Annotated in this window: 18 protein-coding genes; 9 read left to right on the forward strand and 9 right to left on the reverse strand. The window is 47.7% G+C overall.

Annotation, left to right across the window (positions count from 1 at the left end):
- Window positions 1–91 precede the first annotated feature (91 nt).
- Window positions 92–445: a flagellar hook-basal body complex protein FliE gene (fliE, locus tag AC3WQT_RS19535; protein ID WP_492706208.1), complete on the forward strand. Its 354-nt coding sequence runs from the start codon at window positions 92–94 to the stop codon at window positions 443–445.
- Between the two features lie 94 nt (window positions 446–539).
- On the opposite strand, the gene AC3WQT_RS19540 is transcribed toward fliE, so the two are convergent.
- The 8 genes from AC3WQT_RS19540 to AC3WQT_RS19575 form a co-directional block, all read right to left on the reverse strand.
- Window positions 540–1,301: a flagellar brake protein gene (locus AC3WQT_RS19540; RefSeq protein WP_492706210.1), complete on the reverse strand. Its 762-nt coding sequence runs from the start codon at window positions 1,299–1,301 to the stop codon at window positions 540–542.
- Window positions 1,302–1,317: 16 nt separating this feature from the next.
- Entirely contained in the window at window positions 1,318–1,650 is a 333-nt protein-coding gene (locus AC3WQT_RS19545; protein WP_492706212.1) for an EscU/YscU/HrcU family type III secretion system export apparatus switch protein, read from the reverse strand.
- Window positions 1,637–2,968: a flagellar hook-length control protein FliK gene (gene fliK / locus AC3WQT_RS19550; RefSeq protein WP_492706214.1), complete on the reverse strand. Its 1,332-nt coding sequence runs from the start codon at window positions 2,966–2,968 to the stop codon at window positions 1,637–1,639. Before fliK ends, AC3WQT_RS19545 begins: the two co-directional genes overlap by 14 nt.
- A gap of 5 nt (window positions 2,969–2,973) precedes the next feature.
- Entirely contained in the window at window positions 2,974–3,309 is a 336-nt protein-coding gene (locus AC3WQT_RS19555; protein ID WP_492706216.1) for a flagellar protein FliT, read from the reverse strand.
- Between the two features lie 6 nt (window positions 3,310–3,315).
- Window positions 3,316–3,786, reverse strand: coding sequence for a flagellar export chaperone FliS (fliS, locus tag AC3WQT_RS19560; protein ID WP_492706218.1), 471 nt, complete (start codon window positions 3,784–3,786; stop codon window positions 3,316–3,318).
- 42 nt (window positions 3,787–3,828) lie between these two features.
- Window positions 3,829–5,841, reverse strand: a complete 2,013-nt coding sequence (gene fliD, locus AC3WQT_RS19565) for a flagellar filament capping protein FliD (RefSeq protein WP_492706219.1) — start codon at window positions 5,839–5,841, stop codon at window positions 3,829–3,831.
- Window positions 5,842–5,957: 116 nt separating this feature from the next.
- Window positions 5,958–6,341, reverse strand: coding sequence for a flagellar protein FlaG (locus AC3WQT_RS19570; RefSeq protein WP_492706221.1), 384 nt, complete (start codon window positions 6,339–6,341; stop codon window positions 5,958–5,960).
- A gap of 99 nt (window positions 6,342–6,440) precedes the next feature.
- On the reverse strand, window positions 6,441–7,928 hold the full coding sequence (locus tag AC3WQT_RS19575; RefSeq protein WP_492706223.1) for a flagellin N-terminal helical domain-containing protein: 1,488 nt from the start codon (window positions 7,926–7,928) through the stop codon (window positions 6,441–6,443).
- A 406-nt stretch (window positions 7,929–8,334) separates the two neighbouring features.
- Here AC3WQT_RS19575 and AC3WQT_RS19580 point away from each other — a divergent pair, with 406 nt between their 5' ends.
- The 8 genes from AC3WQT_RS19580 to AC3WQT_RS19615 are packed head-to-tail and all read left to right on the forward strand — an operon-like array spanning window position 8,335 to window position 16,234.
- Complete coding sequence (locus AC3WQT_RS19580; protein WP_492706225.1) at window positions 8,335–10,539, forward strand: O-linked N-acetylglucosamine transferase, SPINDLY family protein; 2,205 nt, start codon at window positions 8,335–8,337, stop codon at window positions 10,537–10,539.
- A complete protein-coding gene (rfbF, locus tag AC3WQT_RS19585) occupies window positions 10,536–11,306 on the forward strand; it encodes a glucose-1-phosphate cytidylyltransferase (protein ID WP_492706227.1) in 771 nt (256 codons plus the stop codon). Before AC3WQT_RS19580 ends, rfbF begins: the two co-directional genes overlap by 4 nt.
- Window positions 11,270–12,379, forward strand: coding sequence for a CDP-glucose 4,6-dehydratase (gene rfbG, locus AC3WQT_RS19590; RefSeq protein ID WP_492706229.1), 1,110 nt, complete (start codon window positions 11,270–11,272; stop codon window positions 12,377–12,379). The genes rfbF and rfbG overlap by 37 nt, the downstream gene beginning before the upstream one ends.
- Window positions 12,376–12,954: a dTDP-4-dehydrorhamnose 3,5-epimerase family protein gene (locus AC3WQT_RS19595; RefSeq protein WP_492706231.1), complete on the forward strand. Its 579-nt coding sequence runs from the start codon at window positions 12,376–12,378 to the stop codon at window positions 12,952–12,954. The genes rfbG and AC3WQT_RS19595 overlap by 4 nt, the downstream gene beginning before the upstream one ends.
- Window positions 12,951–14,177 (forward strand): methyltransferase domain-containing protein, encoded by a 1,227-nt coding sequence (locus AC3WQT_RS19600; RefSeq protein WP_492706233.1) that lies wholly within the window; start codon window positions 12,951–12,953, stop codon window positions 14,175–14,177. The genes AC3WQT_RS19595 and AC3WQT_RS19600 overlap by 4 nt, the downstream gene beginning before the upstream one ends.
- A 10-nt stretch (window positions 14,178–14,187) precedes the next feature.
- Window positions 14,188–14,676, forward strand: coding sequence for an acyltransferase (locus AC3WQT_RS19605; RefSeq protein WP_492706235.1), 489 nt, complete (start codon window positions 14,188–14,190; stop codon window positions 14,674–14,676).
- Window positions 14,673–15,488, forward strand: coding sequence for an NAD-dependent epimerase/dehydratase family protein (locus AC3WQT_RS19610; protein WP_492706237.1), 816 nt, complete (start codon window positions 14,673–14,675; stop codon window positions 15,486–15,488). The genes AC3WQT_RS19605 and AC3WQT_RS19610 overlap by 4 nt, the downstream gene beginning before the upstream one ends.
- Window positions 15,485–16,234, forward strand: a complete 750-nt coding sequence (locus tag AC3WQT_RS19615) for a cephalosporin hydroxylase family protein (RefSeq protein WP_492706238.1) — start codon at window positions 15,485–15,487, stop codon at window positions 16,232–16,234. The genes AC3WQT_RS19610 and AC3WQT_RS19615 overlap by 4 nt, the downstream gene beginning before the upstream one ends.
- A gap of 73 nt (window positions 16,235–16,307) precedes the next feature.
- Here AC3WQT_RS19615 and AC3WQT_RS19620 read toward each other — a convergent pair whose 3' ends face one another.
- Entirely contained in the window at window positions 16,308–17,960 is a 1,653-nt protein-coding gene (locus AC3WQT_RS19620) for a GGDEF domain-containing protein (RefSeq protein ID WP_492706240.1), read from the reverse strand.

Below are 17,960 nucleotides of genomic sequence, written 5' to 3' on the forward strand. Positions count from 1 at the left end.
AAACGATGTCTTTCCTGTTCTTTTCCAAGCTCCCATTTGATTTTTGACTGTTAATGTAGCAAATGTGAAAGTCGACATTAGAGGTGATCAAATGAAAGTGGGTGGCATAGACGCAAGCCGCATTGAGGCCATGGTTGCGCAATTAAAAGCGACTGCCGCCAGAATGGAGGCCAGCTCTGGTCTGGGCGTGAGTCCGACAGAAAATACTGCGCCCCCTGGCAGACTGGACTTTGCTGAGGCCTTGAAGGCTTCACTGGAAAGTGTGAATCAGTCACAGGTGAGTTCGCAACAATTGGGGCAAAAATTTGCCATGGGTGATGACAAAGTCAGTTTGTCTGATGTGATGATTTCCATGCAAAAAGCCAATATTTCATTCCAGACTACGGTACAGGTCAGGAACAAGCTGGTATCCGCTTACCATGACATCATGAATATGCAGATATAAGTTGCGCAGTCCTGGTGTGCTGGTAAATGCCAGAAATTCGCATTTTGCGACAGCAAAAAAACAAAGCCCGGTTATTTGAAACCGGGCTTTGCTTTTAGCGTATGCCAGTCAGTTTGGCATTGCGTTCTCGTTCCAGTTTCATGATGTAGCGCTGAATACTGGCTAACACGCTATTGGACATATTGATGAACTGGCAGCCGAGCCGGCGGTTTGATTTTCCATTGAGCAAAACCAGATCCTGTGAATTGCGTATTTGCAGTATCACGTCCACCAGACCTATGGTTGGTAAATCCAGTTTGCAATGCTCATAGATCACACCGATTGTGCTATCGAGAACTTTTCTTTCATCCAGTATGGCAATGCCGCCGCAGCTGATATCTACCAAAGCAAGCTTCAGTGTTTCCTGTCTGTCTTCCAGTTGCACGGGTATTAGCGCACGGATAGGGTTGGAGAGCGGGGTATTGATACGATAATATTCGCGCCTTTGCAGACGTATCATATTCGTCGGTATCTCAAACTGCAGTGCAGGGCGGTCTTCGAAATCGATGCGTTCAAGATTGGAAGCTGAAAATTGTATGCTGATTCTGTCCAGCAAACCTTCAAACGACACTCTGGAGGCTTCAATAATGCGCTGATTTGCCAATTGACCGGGTGCACTGTCGATAATCACGAGGTTGGTGTCGTCATCAACATCAAGTATAGAAGTGATGAAAACTTCTGAACCATTATTGATCAGCATGCTGATCAATTGCTTGCTTTCTTTCAAGCCGCGCAAAAGACCGATGATTTCCCGGCGGGAATCAACTTGAAACGGGCTTTGATTTTCTGTACCCAGACTCGGAGGTGTCGATGGCATATTTTTATAATAACATTTAAAGAAGGGGCTGTTTAATTTTTTGTGGCCCTGAAGTCTCCGAAATTGTCTCAGACTTTTCCGTATCAATATGGTAAAGCCAAGCGAGCAGTTCTGCAACTGCGCGATACAAGGCGGGAGGAATATCCCGGTCAAGATCGACTTTCATCAGCAAGGAAACCAACTCCTTGGACTGATGTACATGTACTCCATGCTCTTTGGCTCTGGCAATAATTTCTTCTGCGATCAAGCCCTTGCCTTTGGCAACTACTTTAGGCGCTGCATCGCCATTCTGGTAAGCCAGCGCAACGGCATTTTGTATTGGTTTGACAGGTGGATTAGCTGCGCTCATTTTTATTCACCACAAAAGACATCAGTGGTGAGCCGGCCATCTGCATCGCAGTTGCCAGTTCACTTGCATGATCCTTCAGAGCGGAGACAGTGGTGCTTTGCTCAGCCCGTAAGGACAGGCCCAGATTACTCGATTGCAGATTGATGATAGCCGTGACTGGCCCCAGGTTGGGCAAATCAAAGCGAACCACCGATTGCCAGTTTGCATCCTCAACTTCTTGTGGATTGCGATTGCCCGGGCTTTCTTTTTTTATCTCCCACTCAATTTTTTGCCCGGGGAAAAGCTCTCCTTGCCATCGTACAATATTTTGCTCAAGAACATTTAATTGCTGGTGAATTATTTGTCCCATTTCTTTATTCACCGGGTTTAAAGCGGTAGCAGAGTTGCTGACAGCCATGTCAGACGAGCTAATTTGGGATTGAGGCTCTGCCTTGATGTCATTGATAGGACGTTTACCCTGTGCCCATTCTGCAACATGCGATTCATAAAACAAGCCGCTGGTGTTGATCTGATGCTGGAGTTTGTTTGCTGTTGCACTAGTGTCCTTTAATTCTGCAACTGTCGCCACTACAGGCGTCTGACTGGCAATACTCAGTTTTTCGCCCTGATTTGGGGCAGTCTGCAAAATTTGGGTAATAAATTTACCTGTACTGCTCAGGGATGTCGGTGCGCTACTCAGGCGATCCGGCATCGTATCAATTGCAACGGCATTGTTGAGGTTTGCCTTGTTACTGACTTCAGTCGATTTAGTCGTTGCAACTTCCTGAGTACTGACTTTAGGTGAATTGATGCTGGCATCATTGCTGATTTTTTTGCCAGCTTCGTTGACGGACAGATTGACTATGCTGGAAGTATCGGCTTTGACGCCAGACTCTGGAATACCTGTCCTGGCGGTAGTTTGAGAGCTGGGTGTCTCAACTTCGTCAGCAACAACGCCCAGATAATTACTGGCAGGCAGTTGCTGGCGTTTCTCTGCACCTGTGGCGTAATTTTGCGGTAGTGGGGTCGGGAAGTGAGCGTCGCCGTCATGTTCCAGCAGGAATGTGGGGCGAGGCTCGGTAGCAATAAGGCGCAATGGAATTTGGTCACCCGTCTTGCTACCTTCGGGTAACATCATTTTGGCAGTAATACCAGCTACTCTGACGGTAAAGCTGCCGTCCATCAATTTTGACAGGATCTCGCCCTTGAGCAATTGCCCGGTAACAAGCTGTGCCAGTTTCGGGGTGATGTCCTGCTTGGTTTCGCTAATTGATAGTGCAGCTGCTGGTGCCTCGATATTGGCAACTGGTTTGGACAGGATATCGAGTCGGGTAGCCATAAAAATCAGGCTGTATTACCTGCACCATAAGCATTGGATAATTTTCTGTTGGTACTGGAATTTTTCATCATATCTGACAACTGCGCCATCCATGGTTCAGTAATGTCACGGATTTCCTTGTCGTCAGCAAGAATTTTTTTGATGATGCGGACTTTCTTGTCACGCATATCTGCAGGCAGATCAAAAGGAATCTCGCTTTCACGTATGGTTTGTACGCGACTGGAGCAATCACTTTCCAGTTGTTCCAGCAATTCCCAATTTCCTGAGCGTGCAGCTTCCAGCATGTTGCCTGTAATCGAAGCAACATTTTCATACAATGAGATCAGTTCCAGACTATTCATCTTGATTCAAGCCTCAACAAAGTTGGCAGGACGAGGTGACAATGGGTCAACATTCATTTTCGGGGCTTCAGTAATGACCTCTTTAGTGGGGGCAATGGCTTCCCAGGAAGTTTTCAGGTCACGCAATAAATTCTGAACTTCAGTGAGCATATGGTCGTTATTTTCCAGATTGGCTTGCAATAGCCTGGCCGTCATGTACTCGTACAATGAGTCCAGACTGACAGCAATTTCACCACCGGCTTTTTTATCCAGGCTGGCACGCAAGCCGTTTTCAATAATCGCTATTGCTTTTGAAATAGCCTGACCTTTGGAGGCGACATCTCCTGTACTCAAATGATGCACGGCATTTGAAATGGCAACTATGGCTCCATCAAACAGCATGACTATTAATTTGTGGGGACTGGCAGCAACAACGCCAGTCTCAATGCCAACTTTTGCATAGGCATTTGCGCCGCGCACTTGAGATGAGCCAAACATAGCGATTTATCCTCTCTGGTATTTTCTGATTGCTTACTGAATTTATTTCGTACTTGCAGTTAATGCTGCTAATTGCTGAGTAAGAAACGAACTCGTATTATTGAGGTTGCTTACAATTCTATCCAAAGCAGTAAATTGCGCACGATAACGCGCTTCTACATCGAATAAACGACTATTCAAAGTATCGCGTTGTTTGCCGATATCTTTGATACTTCTGTTAATGCCATCACTAGCGCTGGATATCGAGCCTGAAGTACCGACAACGGTAGAGAGCAGGGAAGATATCTGTGTTGCATAGCCTTTGGAGAAATTCAATGTCCCGCGAGCACCAATGGCACCGCCGCTAACCAATATCTTCAGCCCTTCAGTTGGCGTACTGGCCGCACCTGTCAGATATTGACCAACTCCAGATGCAGTGACGCCATTAATTTTACCTGCAACATCAACGCCAGCCGTTCCGGCCAGCGAGGTGCCAGTCAATGAAGCTGCGCCTGTTCCTGTGCCATCGGCCAGCGTGACGTTGGATGCACTGCCGTAGCGAGTGGATTGCAATTGCAGAAAACCACTGCCATTGATGGTTGCAACTACGGTCGAACCATTATCTTTGAATATTGAATTGCCATTGATCGACGTCTGTATCAAAGTGGCGAGTGCGGATGAGGTATATGAGCCGGCAGCCAGGGATACCGATGCGGTTTTACCATCCAGTGTGACATTGACTGTTGTGCTGGCTGCAATCGTTGTATTGCCGGTAGTCAGGTCAAGATTTCCCAGCAGACCACCTTGTGTGGCAATCGCGGAGACTTCAACAGCATAAGAACCTTGTTGCGAAGCGCTGGTTGAGCTGCTGTAGCTGATCAGGCTGTCTGTGGCTTTACCAACAGAGGCAAACAAACCGCTGATTTCACTGTAATTAGTGTTTAACGCACTCTGTAATTTACTTGAATCTATCGCCAGGGTGCCGTCTTTTTGAAAATTGATACCTATGCTGGCAAGCGTCGTGATATTACCACCCAGGCCATTCACACCTGCGGTCAGGGTAGAGCGAATCTGGCTTTGTACATTGCGGGCAGTCGAATCACCAATCAGGATGCCGCCTTTTTTGGTATTTGCATCATAGCCAGTCAGGTTCTTTAATGTGGACTGCAGATCGTTATAGCCTTTGACAAAGCCATTGATCGCGGACTGGATGCCACTGGTATTGGTGGTAAGTGTCAGTGAGGTTGTGCCAACCTTGCCAACATTGAGGGTGGTGCCCTGAATCGCACCAGTGACTGCATTGGAGGCACTGGAAATGGAAATGCCATTGACGGTCAGTGCGGCATTTTGCGCAGTCGTTGTTTCCGTCAGGTTTTGTGTACCGGCAGGGTCGTAATTTAGCAGGTTTTGAATCGCTGCATCACCGGTAGCACTGATTTTCAGGCTGGATGCAGCCCCTGTTTTACTGGAATTAAGCACCAGATGGTAAGGTGTTGCGCTGCCATCGCCAACGATAGTCGCATTGACACCCACATTGGCGGCATTGATCGCATCACGTATACCTTGCAGTGAATTATTGGCGCCATCAATAGTTACCGTGCCGGTTGCCTGACCAGCGTCCTGGGTAAATGTAGAGCCACTATAGACGCCATTGGTGGCGCTACCGCCGGTAATGGTGCCAAACTGGAAGCTGATGGTCGTGCTGGTTCCGCTACCGATGCTGGCTGTGGTACTGAGTTGACCTGCACTTGAAATAGTTTGCGCCTGGGCAAGCTTGCTGACGTTGATATTGTAGCTGCCCTGTGTGCTAACACTGGTCGTAGTTGCCGAGACTATCGAACTATCTCCAGAACTGGCAGTCAGTGTCTGGAAAGTCCCGAGATTGCTCAGGCCGGTCACATTCGATTGAAAAATGCCAAGCGCACTATTGAGTGAGCCGTAAGCGGACAGCTTTGCTTGAAAGCTGGCTTCTTTTTTGGCTAATGTAGTCAGGGGTTGGCTTTCAACCTGCATTAACTTTGTAATCAGGCCATTAACGTCAAGATTTGCGCCTATGCCTGTTGATTGTATGCCCACGTTATTCCCCCTTGTCAGACCGTACTGTACTAAATTATCGGCTAAGGCAAACTAGACTTTAGAGGGGAATTTACCTGCCAATTTAAAATTTAGCCCAAAAAGGCCATATTTGTGAATTATGCTTGCTGTTTAATTAATAGTCCCTGCAATTTATCGAGTGAGCGAGAAATTTCAAGAGCTTCTTCTGAGGGAATCTGACGCAATACTTCTTTGGTTTGCTGGTCAACAACTTTGACCACGACACGATTGCTGTGCTCTTCAACACTAAATTCCAGGTTCTGGGACAGTGCTTGGATCGTTTTGTTGATATCGTTGACTGCTTTCGTCACTTTCTCTACTTCGGGTGGGGAAGTAGCGGACGAAGTCGCTTTGACAGCATCAATGGTTTGGGTTACAGCAGCAGATGACTTGTGTACCGTAGCGCCAGCATCTGAAGCAGGTATGCGGTCATTGATCAGTTGTCCTGATTGAGAAGCACTCCCTATCGATCGGATGTCCATGATCTTTTCCTTCAAGAAAAATACCCCTGACCAAAAATTTGGTCAGGGGGACATGCTTTAAGCTTAAGTATAGACCTAATTTACATAAGCCTACTGTTATTAACCACGCAACAGGGCCAGAACACCGTTAGGCAAGGCATTTGCTTGAGCCAGAATCGCAGTACCGGCTTGTTGCAGAACCTGACCACGTGTCAGTGTAGCAGTTTCCTGAGCGAAGTCTGCATCACGGATACGGCTGCGGGATGCTGTCAAGTTTTCAGAGTTAGTGTTCAGGCTTTCGATCGCAGAAGAGAAACGATTCTGATAAGCACCCAGAGAAGCGCGGGAGCTATTGATCGATTGCAAGGCCGCATCAATGGTCGTCAGCGCGGCGGTGGCCCCGGCAGCAGTACCCAGATTCAGTGAGGATACACCAGCACCGACTGTTACTGTGGCAGAAGTGAAGCCACCTGTCAGATTGGCTGCTGTCAAACCAGTGCCAGTACCGTTAGCCAGAGTGATACCTGCAGAGCTGGTAGAAGTCAGGGACAGTGTCGATGTGCTGACATCAGTTGCGCCAGTTGCCGATACAGTAATACCTGTGTTGGCGGCGGCAGCAGCAGCATTTGTGCTGGCTGTTACAGTAACGTTGCGGCCATCAGCAGCAGCCAGTGCAACTGCACCAGTTGTTGTATTGAATGTAGCTGTAACACCTGTTTGTGTACTGATTGCATTAACCGCTGCAGCAACTTGAGCACCACGTTGAGCACCGGAAGTCGAAGCGCTCAAGGCACCCAGATTCACGCCGTTAATAGTGATGTCGCCGGAAGCAATCGCTGTTGCAGATGTGCTGGCTGTACCTGCAACTGTTGTGGAACCTACAGTCGCTGTAACGCCTGTGCTACCGCTGATCGCATTGATTGCTGCTGCTTTTGCGATACCGCTGCCTGTGGAGTTGGAGAAAGATACGCCGTCAGCAGCAGATGCGCCAACCTGGAAGCCGTTGATGGACAGGTCACCAGCAGCCAGAGCTGTTGTAGTAACTGCACCGGCACCGGCTACTGTAGTAGCGTAGCTGGAAGATGCACCAACACCCAAGGCGCTAGATTTTGCGCTGGAGATGGAAGCGATACTGATTTGGTCGTTTGCTGTACCGTTAGCACCAACTTGGAAAGTTTGTGCTGTGAAGCTACCGTCAAGCAGGTTCACGCCGTTGAAGTTAGTGTTGCTGGCAACGCGGTTAATTTCAGAGATCAACTGACTTGCTTCGTTGTTCAGAGCTGCACGATCAGAAACGCTGTTGGAGCCGTTGGCAGATTGTACGGCCAGATCACGGATACGTTGCAAGTTGGCACCGATTTGTTGCAGTGCGCCCTCAGCGGTTTGCGCCAGAGAGATACCGTCGTTTGCATTACGAGCAGCTTGATTCAAGCCGCCGATTTGTGAGGAAAGACGTTCGGAAATCGCCAGGCCAGCAGCATCGTCTTTTGCGCTATTGATACGCAAGCCAGAAGACAAACGTTGGAGGGACGTATTCAGAGCGGATTGAGATGTGCTCAAATTGCGTTGCGCATTCAGCGAAGCAATATTGGTATTAATGACAGCCATGGTGATTCTCCTTACCTAAGTTATACAATTTTGGCGTAGTAGCCTGAAACTTTGGTCTTTCGTGCTGACTATTGGACCGCCGTTGTAAAGGGTATCGGTAGAGACTAAAAAAGTTTTAGCGTGTTTCTGAAAATAAATCTTATTTTTTCTGCTCAAGTTTTTTTACTCTTTCCGCTTGTCGGCGCTTTTTTTAAATACTTTAGGGTCTAATTTGATTTAGTTTTCAGGCTTTATTTAACACATGGAAACAAAATCATTAGTTATAAAATAAGCCTGAGCATGATGGTTTCTGGTATTTTCCGATTTAAGCATGCAGTTTTATTCATTTTGCTTGGTTAATTTGTAAGCCAAATGAAGTAATTGTAAAAATAATTAATGATAAAAAAATCTTACCCAGGGACTGGTCATGGCAAAAACAGGTTTTGATGTGCGAAAAGCAATGCGCGAAGTTCATAAACTTTTTGATTCCGGCGCCCTGCTTGATGCAAAACAGGTTTGCCTGAATATCGTCAGGCATTTTCCACGACATGCTGAAGCTTTGTATGCGTTGGCCAGAATTGCTGGTGACACAAATGAGTGTGACGAAGCAATGGGCTATCTAAAACTGGCCTTCGACGTCATGCCACATTTCCCCGACAACAGGAAGATTGCTTTCGGCATATTTAATAAGTACTTATTGGCGAAGCAGTATGCTCAATTGGAAGAAGCTAGTTTGTGGTTGTCGTCTTATTTGCCACGCGATGGCATTGTTTGGGATTATCTTGGTGTCGCCAGAATAGAACAAACTAAATTCCCCCTGGCTTTTGAAGCCTTAAGCAAGGCAGTTACCCTGTTACCAAATAACCCCCATATTCTTGTGAATATGGGGAATGCGTTGATTTCTCTTGAACGCTGCGCTGACGCTATTGTTTATCTTGAAAAAGCATTGTTAATACAGCCAGATATGGTGGTGGGGCTTAATAATCTGGGTAATGCACTGCGCTTTATTGGTAAAACAGAAGAGGCGATAGCGAGTATATCGAAAGCAGTTCAATTGAATCCGGGCTTGCCTTACCTGTTTAATAATCTTGGTCTGGCTTATCGCGAGCATGGCATGTACAGCGTCGCCATTGAACAATACAGACATGCATTGCAGCTACAGCCTGACTTGGCACAGGTCTATCCTAACCTGATTGATGCACTGCGTCAGAACGGACAGGTGCAGGAATCCATAGAATGTGGCCAGCATGCCCTGACGATTACTCAGGATATACCTGAAATATGGGGTGCCTATGGCGATACCTTGCGCGAAGCGAATCATTTGGATGCAGCCATTGAAGCCTATATCAAGGCTCTTTCCTTCAAGCAGGATGCGCAATCATCGTTCAACCGGAAAATTTACACTAACCTGTTATTTTGCCTGAATTACCACCCTGATTTGACACCGGAAGTGATTTATAACGCCTACCATGAGTTTGATTTGCGTTTTACGGCACCACTCAAAACGACATGGAGGAAATTTGAAAATGCCCGTTTGCCAGGCAAGCGACTCAAAGTGGGGTATGTGACACAAGCTTTTTATAATCATGTTTGCAAGTATTTCCTTCTGCCATTGATAGAGGGGCATGACAAAGAGCAGGTTGAAATATATGCCTATGCAAATCCACCTTTCGAGGACGAGGTTACTAGCTATTATAAAAAGCAGGTAGACCATTGGGTTCCGACCCGGGATATGACCGATGACGTGCTTGCAGAGCGCATTCGTGCCGATGGCATCGATGTTCTGGTGGATGTGGCAGGGCATACCAACGGTAATCGCTTGCCGGTATTCGCACGCAAACCTGCGCCGGTTTCTTTACACTGGCTGGAATACGGCTACACAACCGGCTTGAGTGCTATTGATTATTACTTGACTGACAAGCCTACAATTACGGACAATTGCGCACATTTATTTTCTGAGAAAGTCTGGTGCCTGGATGGCCCTGCCTATGTTTACAGACCAGATACACGAAGGGCAGAGCTGACACCGTCACCTTTCGAAACAACCGGTTTGATCACCTTTGGCAGTTTGTCACGTTCTACCAGGATAAATCATCGTGTTGTACGTGTCTGGGCGACGATACTGGACGCAATGCCAAATTCGCAATTAATGATTAATAGTGGTGACTTTAAAGATCCGCAAGTACAAGAAGAAATGGCATCACGGTTCATGCGCTATGGCATAGACAGGTCGCGTTTGCATATAGGGTTCAGTACGCCATCCTGGGAGGTGCTGAAACATGTGGATATTAGCCTGGATTGCTTCCCGCATAATTCGGGAACGACCCTGCTGGAGTCTTTGTATATGGGCATTCCCTTTATCTCGCTGGCGGACAGGCCCTCAGTTGGCCGTATAGGTGCGAGTATTCTGACTGCAATCGGGCATGAAGAGTGGCAGGCTTATACTGAAGATGAATATGCGCAAAAAGCGATCATTCTTGCGCATGATCTGGATGGCTTGCGTAGTTTAAGGGCTGGTTTGCGTCAGGAAATGGAACAGTCATTACTCATGAACGAACCCGCTTTTGCCCGTTCAGTAGAAAAAGCTTACCGCCAGATGTGGCAAATTTATTGTGAAGGACATCAAGAGTGAAGGCAGTTATTTTAGCTGGTGGCCTGGGTACCCGTATTTCTGAGGAAACCCACCTCAAGCCTAAACCAATGATAGAGATTGGAGGGCATCCCATACTCTGGCACATCATGAAGTCGTATTCGGCGCATGGCGTGAATGAATTCGTTATTTGTTGTGGCTACAAGGGCTATTTGATCAAAGAGTATTTTGCCAATTATTTCTTGCACATGTCGGATGTAACCTTCGATATGCAAAATAATAGTATGGAAGTACACGAACACCATGCCGAACCCTGGAAAGTTACTCTGGTAGACACCGGAGAAGACACCATGACAGGGGGGCGCCTGAAGCGCGTCGCCCGTTACTTGCAGGGGGAGGAGGCATTTTGTTTTACCTATGGCGACGGGGTTGCGGATCTGGATATTGCTGCCTCTATCGCTTTTCATAAGCAGCATGGAAAGCTGGCTACAGTTACAGCGGTCCTCCCGCCTGGGCGTTATGGTGCACTTGAGCGTGATGGTAACCAGGTGGCGGGGTTTATCGAAAAACCTCGTGGTGATGGTGGTTGGATCAATGGCGGATATTTTGTGCTCTCTCCCAAAGTACTGGATTTCATCGAGAATGATAGTATTAGTTGGGAAGCTGCTCCTCTTGCTGAATTGGCACAACGTCAGGAGTTAATGGCCTTTGAGCATGGAGGATTCTGGCAACCCATGGATACTTTGCGCGAGAAAAATCTGCTGGAAGATTTGTGGCAATCCGGGAATGCACCGTGGCGAGTATGGTGAATCACACTCCAAAAATAGGCATGGTCGACACCGCGTTCTGGCGCGGGAGGCGTGTCTTGCTGACAGGGCATACCGGTTTCAAGGGGGCCTGGTTGGCACATTGGCTGGCCGGTATAGGCGCCACTGTACACGGCTTGGCTTTAGCGCCGACAACCCAACCCAGCCTGTTTGATTTGTTGAATATTAAAGACAAGATTCACAGCCACATTGGGGACATACGTGACTTTCATGCCGTCGCGGCAGCGGTGGATGCATGTCAGCCAGAGTTTGTATTCCATTTGGCAGCACAGGCATTGGTACGCGCAAGTTATCGTGAACCCCTGACGACGTTTGCCAGCAATATCATGGGCACAGCAAATGTGCTGGAGGCAATTCGCGGTCGTAGTGACGTAAAGATTGCACTGATTGTGACGACAGATAAAGTCTATCGCAATCTCGAACAGATGGCACCCTATCCAGAAACGGCTGAATTGGGCGGACATGATCCCTACAGTGCCAGCAAAGCTGCAGCAGAATTGGTATTGGCAAGCTATCGTGCTTCATTTTTAGCCGGGCAGGGTACTGCAGTACTGGCTGCCAGAGCCGGTAATGTGATTGGTGGCGGTGACTGGTCAGAGGATCGCTTATTGCCCGACGCAGTAAGGGCATGGCATAGTGGGCAAACTTTGCAGATTCGCCGTCCTGATTCTGTCAGACCATGGCAACACGTGCTGGAACCGCTTTCAGCATATCTTTGCCTTGCACAATATGCATATGTCAATCCTCAGGCCAGCCACGCGTGGAATATCGGCCCCGATGATGCTGCCAGTGTCAGAACCGTTGTTGAACTTGCACAGGCGGCCTACGGTCGCGGGCTGACTGAGTTTGCCACTGATATTACAGGTCCACATGAAGCAGGGTTATTGGCTTTGGATGCCAGCAAATTGAAGCAGACCTTAGGAATAGCACCACGCTGGAATCTGGAACAGGCGGTCAGTCGCAGCATGCACTGGTACCGTGATTTTGCGCTGGGACAGCAAGCTGAGATATTGTGCGATCACGATATTGCATCTTTCATGACAGGTAATGCATGATACAAAGTTCCGCTTCTGGTCGATTTGATTTTTTACCCACGCCTGTCGATGGCTTGTATTTGTTGCAAAGAAAAGTCTTGGGTGATCAGCGAGGTTATTTTCAGCGCATGTTTTGTGCAGAGGATTTGGCTGAATTGGGTTGGCATGAGCCAATCGCGCAAATTAATCATACGTATACATCATTAAAAGGATCAATTCGCGGCATGCACTTGCAATTACCTCCCAGTGCAGAAATGAAGTTAATCACCTGTATGAAAGGCGAGGTATGGGATGTTGCAATTGATTTGCGCGCTGCATCGGCCACTTTTTTAAAGTGGCACGCCGTATTGCTATCGCAAGCGAATCAGCGTTCGTTTTTAATACCTGCCGGTTTTGCCCATGGGTTTCAAACCATGTCGGATGACGTTGAGATGCTATATTGTCATAGTAAATCCTATGCACCTGTGAGTGAAATGGGATTAAATCCCTTTGATGCCCGGTTGGCAATAGAGTGGCCTTTGGGCTTGACCGGGATATCGGATAAGGATCGCAACTGGCCCATGTTAAGCAAAGAATTTCAAGGAGTTATTGTATGAAGTGCCGGCATTGCGCTCATGAATTGACGCAAACCTTTCTCGATCTGGGCTCAGCCCCGCCATCGAATGCCTATTTAAAACCCGAAGCGCTAAGCCAGGCTGAAACTTGGTTGCCTTTGAAATTGATGGTTTGTGACGCTTGTTGGCTGGCGCAAACACTGGATTTTACAGGACGTGAAAATCTATTTGACGCTGACTATGCCTATTTCAGTTCCTGCTCTTCAAGCTGGTTGGCCCATGCGCAGAAATTTGTTGATGCGATGCGCCAGGATTTCGCCTTAGGTTCGCAAAGCCTGGTGATGGAAGTTGCAGCGAATGATGGATATTTATTGCAGTATGTTCAGGACGCAGGTATTCCCTGTTTCGGTGTGGAACCAACTGCCAGCACTGCTGCAGCTGCCAGAGCAAAAGGCATCCACATTATAGAGCGCTTCTTCGGTGTAGAGTTGGCCCAGGAAATAGTGGGGCGTGGCCAACGTGTCGATTTGTCGGTAGCAAATAATGTATTGGCGCATGTGCCTGACATCAATGATTTTGTTGCGGGCTTTAGCCTGGTCTTAAGTGAACAAGGTGTTGCCAGTTTTGAATTTCCGCATTTGCTGAATATGGTAAAGCAAAACCAGTTTGATACGGCATACCATGAACATTATTCTTATCTGTCGTTGCATGCTGTAAAGACTGTTTTTGCAAAAAATGGTTTGCATGTTTTTGATGTGCAAGAGTGGCCAACGCATGGTGGTAGCTTGCGTGTTCTTGCACAGAGAATGGACATCAGATATCGCGAAGAAAAAGCAAGCGTTGAGCAGATACTGCTAGCCGAACAAGCTGCCGGTATTCTGAGCGTGGATTTTTATGAGATGGCGCAAGGAAAGGCAGAGTCAGCCAAATTTGCACTACTGGAATTTTTGCTCAATGCAAAGCGTGGCGGGAAACGTGTCGCCGCTTATGGTGCAGCTGCCAAAGGCAATACTTTGCTGAACTTTTCTGGCGTCCGGCCTGACCTCTTGCCTTATGTGGTGGATATCAACACTCATAAGCAGGGTAAATTCATGCCAGGCAGCCATATACCTATTGTCGACATCCATCATTTACTGGCAGATAAGCCCGATTTTGTCCTTATTTTGCCATGGAATTTACAGGCTGAAATCATGCGGGATCTGGCGCAGGTAACAACCTGGGGTGGGCAATTCGTTGTCGCCATCCCTCAATTAACCGTGTTGTAAGAGACGCAGTATGATAGAAATTCATCCGGATGCGCGTGTTTCGAAACTGGCCGATATTGAAGATTCAGTCCGGGGTACGCGCATCATCATCGGTGCTTTTTCCAGCATAGACAGTTTTGTAAAATTCAAACCTGCCGGAGGTGTGGCCGATGTTGTCATTGGTGAGCGCAGCGTTGTCAACTCTGGCTGCGTACTCTATACGGGAAACGGTATCGTGATAGGAAATGATGTCGCGATTGCTGCCAATTGTACGTTTGCCCCAGTCAATCATGCCTACCACGACAAAAACCGACGTATCAATCAGCAAGGTTTTTTGCCAGGCAAGGGTGGCATTGTGATTGAGGATGATGTCTGGATAGGGGCAAATTGCGTGATACTTGATGGCGCTATCTTAAGACAAGGTTGCGTCATAGGTGCTGGTTCTATTGTCCGTTCTGAAGTTGCTGCGTATTCCATCAATGTCGGGAATCCTTTGCAACAAATCGGGATGCGTAAATGAGTCAGGCTTTGCGCGCAACGCTGATCGGCGGCAAAGGTTTTGTCGGGCATCACCTGCATCAGGCTTTGCAGCTAGGTGGGTGGAATAGCTATGTTGCAGAAAGAGATGATCCGCGCCTGATGACAGATGATCTGGGCCATGTTTTTTATTGTGCAGGTCTGACTGCTGATTTTCGTCAACGCCCATACGCCACGGTAGATGCACATGTACACTTATTATCGACAATTTTGCAGCACAGCCAATTTGCTAGCCTGACTTATCTGTCCAGCACCCGTGTGTATGCAGACGCATTGAATACGAGCGAAAATGCAGCTTTAACCGTCCGCGCCCATTTGTCTGGCGATTTATATAATATTTCCAAACTCATGGGCGAAAGCTTGTGTTTGCATGGCGGCCGCAATGTGCGTGTTGTCCGTTTGTCGAACGTATATGGACTAGGTATGCCGGAACAGAATTTTTTGGCGGATATCTTGAATACTGCAGCAAAAACAAAAAAAGTAATATTTCGCAGTAGCCCTGACTCAGAAAAAGATTATATTTCCATAGCAGATGTCGTTCGTTTTTTACCCATTATTGCCACACAAGGTGAAATTGGCATATACAATTTAGCCAGGGGCCGAAATACTACGCATGCCAGTCTGGCCGCATTGCTGGAACAATCAGGTGTCAGCTGTGAGTTTGAAAGTCACGCGCCATGTATCAGTTTTCCGCCTATTTGTACAATAAAGCTGGAGTCTTCGTTCGGGCAGCCGGGTTTGGATATAGAGAATGAATTACCAGCACTTTTTAATTATTACACTAAAAAACCATGAATCCCATTAAACAATTTGAAGCAGAACGCGATGCCCGCATAGAAGAATTGGGCAAAGACCTTGAATTCCAGGCGCAATCTCGCAATTGGCTGGAGCAAAGCATGCGTCGTCAGTATGTTTATAATTTTTCATGGTTAGGGCGCCCCATCATACAAAATCCTATCGACATGATGGCGATGCAAGAACTGATCTGGACGGTACAGCCAGATCTGATCATAGAAACAGGTATCGCTCATGGCGGCTCTATTATTTACTCTGCTTCACTGCTGGAGTTAAATGCTGCTTGCGGTGGCAATCCTGATGCTAAAGTCATTGGTATCGATATTGATATTCGTGAGCATAACAAGGAAGCGATTTTGCAGCACCCCATGTCCCGCCGCATCCAGATGTTGCAAGGCTCCAGTGTCGCTCCGGAAATCGTGGATCAAGTGAAGGCGATTGCGCAAGGCAAGCAGAAAGTCCTGGTTTTCCTTGACTCCAATCATACCCATGAACACGTGCTGGCAGAATTGCAGGCCTATGCACCTTTGGTAGCGAAAGACAGCTATTGCGTGGTTTTTGATACTTTTGTAGAAGATGTGCCTGCGGACGTTTTTGACAATCGCCCATGGGAACCAGGAAATAGTCCCAAGACTGCAGTTTTTGAATACCTGAAAACCCATCCAGAATTCGTGATCGATAAGAGCATGGACTATAAATTGCAGATTACCGTAGCACCTGACGGTTTTCTGAAGCGGGTTAGCTAGAAGGGGATATCTGGTAAAACATGCCTGGTCTGCCAGGCATGCTGGCTGGAAATGAACTTTGATCTTATCTGTATCAGGCTGCTTTTATTACCCGGTTTTTTCCAGATTGTTTTGCTTCATACATCGCCTTGTCAGCACGCTTGATGGTTTCTTCCTGTGGTTCGCGTGAATTGCGCAAGGCAACGCCGGCACTAAAGGTGATAAATAGGCGCTGATCGTTGGCGGTGAAGAAGTGCTTGGTTAACTCCCTCTGTACTCGCATCATCGCCTGCGCCGCTTCTTCCAGTTGCGTCTCTGGCATAATGATGACAAATTCCTCGCCACCGTAGCGTGCCACGACGTCAATTGATCGCAGGGTTTGCTTGACAATGCGTACCAGATGAACCAGCGCTTCATCACCTGCAGCGTGGCCATGGGTGTCATTGAGTTTCTTGAAATTATCGAGATCCAGCAAAGCTACACATAGGGGAGTATTGCGGCGGTCGGCTCTGTCGGCCTCGCGTTCAAATACGTCATCCATGCCACGGCGGTTCAAGCTGCCGGTGAGCTGATCTTCCCTGACCAGTTCACTCATGTGAGCAAGCTTGTTTTCCAGTTCCTTGATACGTGCTTCAGCTTCGCTGACTTCTTTTTGTGCAGCGACGATCATGTCACGTGAGCGCAAGGTTTCGGATTGTACTTCCTTGGTTTCATTGAGGATATTGCGTATCAGATCACTGACTTCGGCGACATCCTTGGCTGAACTCAGTTGCTGCGAATATGCACCCATCTTATGCTGATATGCACCTGTGCTGTCAGCCATGGCATTCAATCTGTCGATAAACGCCGTCATCATGTTTTTGACTGAGGTTTTCGACTCGGCAATACTGTTTTTCAGTACGCCTTGCTTGTAGATGACATCCTTGAGACTGCGCGTAGCTTCTTGCAATGCACGGTGATCGATAGGGCCGGCAATGAGATTTTGTACAACTTCGATTTGACCACGCAACCAGTTGTCGTTATCCAGCAGATCATGGATATTGGTCAGCAATAAATCAAACAGGCGCAATAACAATTCCTGTTGTTCTGCGCTATCCCCACTTTGCAATTCAATTTGAAAGCACAACTGCTTCAAGCGGCCAGCAATTTGATTCAGTTCCCCTTCATTGACAGCTGTTTTGACCGACATGCCCAGACTTTCTGATTCGCCAGCCAGTTGCGGCGTGGGTTTCAGCAGTGAGGTGAGGGCGAGTGTCAAGGTCCGGTATAGCAAATCCTTGAGTATGCGCAGGCGTGGGTCTTCAACCGGACCATCATCGACCAGAGAGATATTTTTGCTGACAGCAGGCGCGGGTACCGGATCATCAACCAGGCTGATATTGTTAGCTGGTGCAGGCGGCGCAGTAATGCGCTCTGCCAGTTGCGTCAGGCCGCGGCCATAGTCTTGCCAGTTGCCAGTCTTGATCGCACGGCTGAAGCGCTGACCAAAGCTGGACATGTCACCAGTCGAAAGCTGCAGGTTGTTGGCAAAATTGGCCAGTAAAATTTCCGCTTCTGAAATTTGGGGTGTTGTTTCTGGTGGAGGCGTAACCTCTACCGGAACATCGGGGATACCTGCGATGTCATTATAAAGTTTGCGATAGGCTTCTGGTGTTGGCGCAATTCGCTGTATCGCCAATTGCCTGAATGTCTCGCGCGCAATATCAGTAGGGCTTTTGAATTGCGAATTATTTGGAGTTTTTGACAT

The sequence above is a fragment of the Undibacterium sp. FW305-107 genome (genome assembly GCF_058788535.1).